This is a genomic window from Micromonospora sp. NPDC003944 (genome assembly GCF_053605225.1).
In genome coordinates, this window is sequence record NZ_JBSGIV010000131.1 from 1 (window position 1) to 5,836 (window position 5,836).

At 70.1% G+C, this 5,836-nt stretch carries 3 protein-coding genes; 1 reads left to right on the forward strand and 2 read right to left on the reverse strand.

Going from position 1 to position 5,836, the window contains the following annotated elements:
- Nucleotides 1–140: 140 nt before the first annotated feature.
- Together ACWER9_RS31640 and ACWER9_RS31645 are read right to left on the reverse strand one after the other, a co-directional pair.
- Nucleotides 141–2,240, reverse strand: a complete 2,100-nt coding sequence (locus ACWER9_RS31640) for a PQQ-dependent sugar dehydrogenase (protein WP_452305296.1) — start codon at nucleotides 2,238–2,240, stop codon at nucleotides 141–143.
- 23 nt (nucleotides 2,241–2,263) lie between these two features.
- A complete protein-coding gene (locus tag ACWER9_RS31645) occupies nucleotides 2,264–3,229 on the reverse strand; it encodes a sugar phosphate isomerase/epimerase family protein (RefSeq protein ID WP_452305297.1) in 966 nt (321 codons plus the stop codon).
- A gap of 1,120 nt (nucleotides 3,230–4,349) precedes the next feature.
- Between ACWER9_RS31645 and ACWER9_RS31650 the strand changes: the two genes are divergently transcribed.
- Nucleotides 4,350–5,618, forward strand: coding sequence for an Ig-like domain-containing protein (locus ACWER9_RS31650; RefSeq protein ID WP_452305298.1), 1,269 nt, complete (start codon nucleotides 4,350–4,352; stop codon nucleotides 5,616–5,618).
- Nucleotides 5,619–5,836: the final 218 nt, after the last annotated feature.

Here is a 5,836-nt window from a genome sequence, read left to right on the forward strand (position 1 = left end):
GGGGGGGGGGGGGGGGGGGGGGCCACAAAACCGCGAGCCCCACGAGTGGCCGGGCCGCCCCCCCCGCCCCCCCGGGCCCTACCCGGGGGGGGGGGCCGCCCCACACCCCCCCCCCCCCGCCGCTGTCTCGAAGAAGGTGGTCAGCCGGCCAGGCCGGCAACCGGGGTCGGGTCCAGCACCACAGTCGCCGAAGCGGACTGCGGGGGTACGCCCGGGTCGGTCGGGGCGTCGGTGTACTCCGCCACGAACACCGCGGTCAGGTTGTCCGCGCCGCTGTGCCCACCGTCGAGGAAGGTGGGGATGCTTCCGGTGCAGCCCGTCGACGTGGACAACGGGTGCCCGTGCTCGTCGTGCCCGAGGACGTAGGTGACCTTCACCCGGGCGCAGTCCACCGGCAGGTCGTCGGTGACCTTCACCTCGTACGCGACCGTCTGCCCGAACTGGAACGGCTGCCCGGCCTCCGGAGCGACGAACTCGACGACCGGCGCGGTCGGCCCGACCAGCAGCGGCAGGGTAGCCGAGGCGGACCGTCCGGTCCGGTCGGTCACCTTCAGCGTCGGCGTGTACGAGCCGTTCTCCGGGAACGTCCAGCTCGCGTTCGGAGCGGTGCTGTCCACCGAGCCGTCCGCGTTGAAGTCCCACGCGTAGCTCAGCTTGTCACCGTCCGGGTCGGTCGTGCCGGCGCTGGAGAACGCGACGGTCAGCGGGGCCTGCCCGACGGTCGGCGTGCCACTGATCTTCGGGATCGGGGTCCGGTTGCCCCGGACGAAGTCGATCCGGGACAGCTGCGCGTCCGGGTTCTCGGCGAAGTAACCGTCGCCGTACTCCAGCACGTAGAGCGCGCCGTCCGGGCCGAACTCCATGTCCATCGGGTTGTCCACGACGAGCGACGGCGCCACCGGACGGATGTCCGTCACGTCGCCGTCGGAGTCGAGGCGGAACTCCTTGATGTAGTCGCGGGACCACTCGTAGAACAGCGGCACCCCGTCGTAGTAGGCCGGCCAGCGGGTGCGCGACGTGCTGGTCCCGTCGTACTCGTACGCCGGGCCACCCATCGGAGAGATGCCGCCGGTGCCCAACTGCGGGAACTCGGCCGACGGGGCGGCCGCGTACCAGACCTCGGGCTGCTCGACCGGCGGCAGCACGCGCTTACCGGTGTTGTGCGGTGAGTCGTTGACCGGGCGCTTGCAGTTGAACGTGGCGCCGGACTCACCGGTGGCGAAGTCGTAGTCGCGGTAGGCGATCGTCGGCGTCACGCAGTACGGCCAGCCATAGTTCGCCGGCTTGTCGACGCGCATCCACCGACCATGCCCGGCCGGCCCGCGCTCCGGGTTCGGGTTGGACGCGTCCGGGGAGTAGTCGCCCACGAACACGTCGTCGGTGCGCTTGTCGACGGCGAACCGGAACGCGTTGCGCAGCCCCATCGCGTAGATCTCTGGGCGGGTCTGCGCCGTGCCCGGCTTGAACAGGTTGCCAGCCGGCACCGTGTAACCACCACCGGCCTTCACCTTGATGCGCAGCAGCTTGCCGCGCAGGTCGTTGGTGTTGGCCGAGGTGCGCTGGGCGTCGTACGCCGGGTTGCGGTCGGCCCGCTCGTCGATCGGGATGTAGCCGTCGGAGGCGAACGGGTTGGTGTCGTCACCCGTCGACAGGTACAGGTTGCCCTTGCTGTCGAAGTCGATCTGGCCGCCGACGTGGCAGCAGATGCCCCGGTCGGTGGGCACGTCGATGATCTGCTGCTCGCTGGCGAGGTTCAGCCTCTGCCCGTCCAGCTTGAACCGGGACAGCCGCAGCGCGCCCTTGAAGCGCTGCCAGTCCGCCTCGGTGCCGGTCTCCGGCGCGTCGCCCTCGTTGACGCCCGGGGTCGCCGGGTCGTCCACCGGCGTGTCCAACGGCGGCGAGTAGTAGAGGTACACCCACTTGTTCTGGGCGAAGTTCGGGTCGATGGCGACCCCTTGCAGCCCCTCCTCGTCGTGCTCGTACACCGGGATGTCGGCGGCGAGGGTGTTCAGCCCGGTGCGCGGGTCGTGGATGCGGACCTCACCGGTGCGGGAGGTGTGCAGCACCCGCAGGTCGGGCAGGACGGCGAGGCTCATCGGCTCGCCCGGGAAGTCGTTAAGTGTCACTTTCTGGAAGCTGCTGTCCGGCGGTGGGGCCGGTGCGGCGGACGCTGCCGACGGCGGTACGGCCAGGCCGGCCGTCACCAGCAGCAGGGCGGACGCGAATGCGGTCCTGTTCATCAGGTGAGTCCCCCGGAGTGGTGTCAGTACCGAAGTGAAGCGAGATAGTCGAAGCCGACGCGAGCGGTGTCCAGGGCATCGGCGGGGGAGCGCGGCGCGGTGCCCGCGTCGTCACGCTCCACGATGTATTCCTCGATGCCGGCCTCCCGCTCGTGGGCGAAGATGCGGCCGAAGTCGATGACACCGTCGCCGAGATCGGCGAAGCCACCCTCGACGTCGAGGTCCTTGACGTGCACCTGGCGGATCCGGCCGCGGTTGGCCCGGATCACGTCGACCGGGTCGTGCGCACCCCGCCACGTCCAGTACAGGTCAAGCTCGAAGTGGACAAGCCGCGGGTCGGTCTGCCCGCTGAGGATGTCGAACCCGGTCGAGCCGCCGGTCAGCGGCACGAACTCGAGCTGGTGGTTGTGGTAGCCGAACTCGAGCCCGGCGCGCTCGGCGAGCCGCCCGGCCTTGTTCAGGTCCCGAGCCAGGGCCCGGTAGACGGCAGGGTCCCGGATCGGCTGGCCGGCCGCGTCCCGACCGAAGTACGGGTGGACGATCTTCTTGCAGCCCACCACGTTGGCGTCGGCGAGGGCCTGCTCCCAGGTGGCGGCGTCGAACGGCTGCGGAATGCCGACGTGCCCCGAGGTGGAACGCAGCCCGGCCTCGTCGAGCGCGGCCCGGAACTGTGCGGCCGTACGACCGACGAAGCCAGCGTGCTCCACGCGCCGGTAACCGATCCGGCGCAGCGCGTCCAGGCTGCCGGGCAGGTCCGCGGCGAGCTGGTCACGCAGCGTGTAGAGCTGGATGCTGATCCGGTCCACCGGCACCCGCCGGCGGCCCTGGGCCTGCCCACCGGACGCGGCGGGCGCGGCGGCGGCCGGGCCGCCAAGGAGACCGGCGGCGCCGACGGCAGCCGCGGAGACGGTCGCGGCGCGCAGCACTCCACGCCGGCTGACCGGCTCGGACGCCGGTGTCGGCCCCGGTCGGTTGAGTTGGTGATCCATGGTGGTGGTCCCTTCCTGACGGCGGGTATGCCGTCGGCGGCGGTCGACCTGACTGCCGTCTGTCGGGCGCGCCGAACCGGCCGGAGGCGGGCTCCGGCTGGACGGTAAGGAACGACGCGGGTGCGGCCCGTACCCATCGGGGGCGGAACGCGGCGACCCGGCAGAGGTGGCGGCGAGCTGATCGACGAATGGGCAACCCTCTATCTAGATCCAGACCCTACCCTTGCGTCCGGACAAAGGCAAAGCTTCGTCGCGTTCGGCAGAAGTTTCGCTTCAACTGACAAAAGCTCGCCCACGAGGTGCGCCACCCGGCTGACCTTCTACTTCTTCCGCGCCGGCCGGCAATGTCGTGCCCCCGGTCCGGCGTCGCGCTGGTTCGGCGTCGCGCTGGTTGGGCCTCGCGCTGGTCCGGCGTCGCGGTGGTCCGCGCCGAGCCCTCGGCCCGGTCCGCCCGGCTCTGCTCGGCCGCTCGTGCTGCCCCGCCTCCCACCGCCCTCGGCTTCAGCCGATCCGGCCGTCCGGCCCGTCCTAGCCGCCCCGCCCCGGCTCAGTCGGCCCTTGGCTCATGATCCACTCGGGTTCACGGAAGTCGCGGTGTCCCGGGTCTGCTGACCGCGCGACTTCATGGAAGCCGAGTGGACCACCGACCGAGGCGAGCGTGCTGACACCCGCGAAACGGACAAATGTTGCGCATGATTCTGCAGGGCCCGTTGTGTAGCTGGTGACTCGCCACCTACGGCGAGCCGCGGCCCCTGATGTCGGTGGCTCGGCTGGGCGAGTCCGGGCGGGTCAGGGCGAGAGCGGGCGGGTCAGGGCCGGTCCGGGCGGTCCGGGCGGGTCCGGGTGGCTCAGGGGCCGTGCCGCTTCGGGGTGGCGTGGCGCTCCTCAGGTCCGCACCCCCGCCAGGCGTCACACCCCATCATTCGGACAGTCGGCGATGGGTCGCTCAAGCGGAGCAAAGCGGATGACAAAGGTCGGTCGAACCCCTGTTCCGCCAACTGGAACATTGTTGGAAAATGTGCCGGCTAAATGCGCTGACGATTATTTCTGAATACCGCGGATACTCCTGTTGGGCGGGTCAGAATGTGGCGGAGGGAAGCCGAAAACGGGGGGACTGAAGATGACGTCTAGGCGGCGATTGACGCTGTTGGCGGTAACCATCGCGGCCGCACCACTCGTTCTGGGTGCGTGCACCGCCGACCGGGGGTCGGCGACCGGCTCGGCCAAGAAGCACGCCGCCCCGCCGGAACTCGCCGTGACACCTGGGGACAAGGCCCGGGACGTCCCGGTCAGCGCCGAGGTGGGCACCGTGGTCAAGGGCGGGCGGGTCACCGGCGTACGCCTCACCGACGACAAGGGCAAGCAGGTCAACGCCGAGCCGCGCGAGGACGGCTCCGGCTGGGTGCCGAACGCACCGCTGCAACCACGACGGACGTACACCGCCGAGGTGACCGCGACCGGCGACTCCGGTGCCACCACCACCCGCACCACCACGTTCACGACAATGGCCAAATCGACCAAACCGCAGATTACGAGCACGCTCTATTTCAACGGCAACCGGACGTACGGCACGGCGATGCCGGTAACGGTGGCGTTCGACCCGGGAATTCCGAAAGAGGCCAGAGCGGATGTCCAGCGGCGGTTGTTCGTAAAGACCAATCCGCCGCAGCCGGGCACCTGGTCGTGGCTTGCGGATGGGAGTCAGGTCTATTACCGCGCACCCGATTTCTGGAAGCCCGGAACCACGATCAGCGTCCGCGCCGGTCTGGAGGGTCTGCCGATCGGAAAGGACCGGGTCGGCGACGCCGAGCGGACCGCGACGTCCAAGATCGGCCGTCAGGTCTCGCTGGAGATCGACAACGCCACCAAGCAGATGACCGTGCTGCGCGACGGCAAGCAGGTCCGCCGAATCCCGGTCAGCCTGGGTAAGCCGAGCACGCCGAGTTCCAGCGGCAAGATGGTGATCATGGAGAAGCACGAGCGGGTCACCTTCGACACCCGGGGCGAGCCGAACGGTGGGTACGTGGTCGACGTCGACGACGCCCAGCGCTACACCTGGGGTGGCGAGTTCATCCACTCCGCCCCCTGGTCCGAGGGGGACCAGGGCAACACCAACGTCTCGCACGGGTGCGCGAACGTCTCTGCCACGGCGGCCGACTGGTTGATGGGGGTGACACAGGTAGGTGACCTGGTCACCGTCAAGGGCACCGAGGTGGAGCTGCAACCGGGCAACGGCTGGACCGCCTGGAACGTGAGCTGGGACGAGTTCGCCCGGGGCAGCGCCCTGCCGGTCCCGCCCGGGCTCAAGCCCGCACCTGTGGCCCCGGCACATCCCGGCGCGGTGGCCGGCGGATCACCCGCCCCGGCACCCTCGGTCAGCGGCCGCTGAGACACCCCGACAGCAGGACAGGGCCGGCCCGCCCCATGGCGGACCGGCCCTGTCCTGCCAACGACTCGCACAGTGACCCGCGATCTTGCACTTTCTGTCCCGACAGTGGGGACATTCCCCGCAAGAGCGTGACAGTGATGCCTATCGCGGCCACGCCAACGATCAGATAGCCGTACTCGGTATGGCGTCGTGGCGGGTCGGTAGCTTGGGGTCCCCAC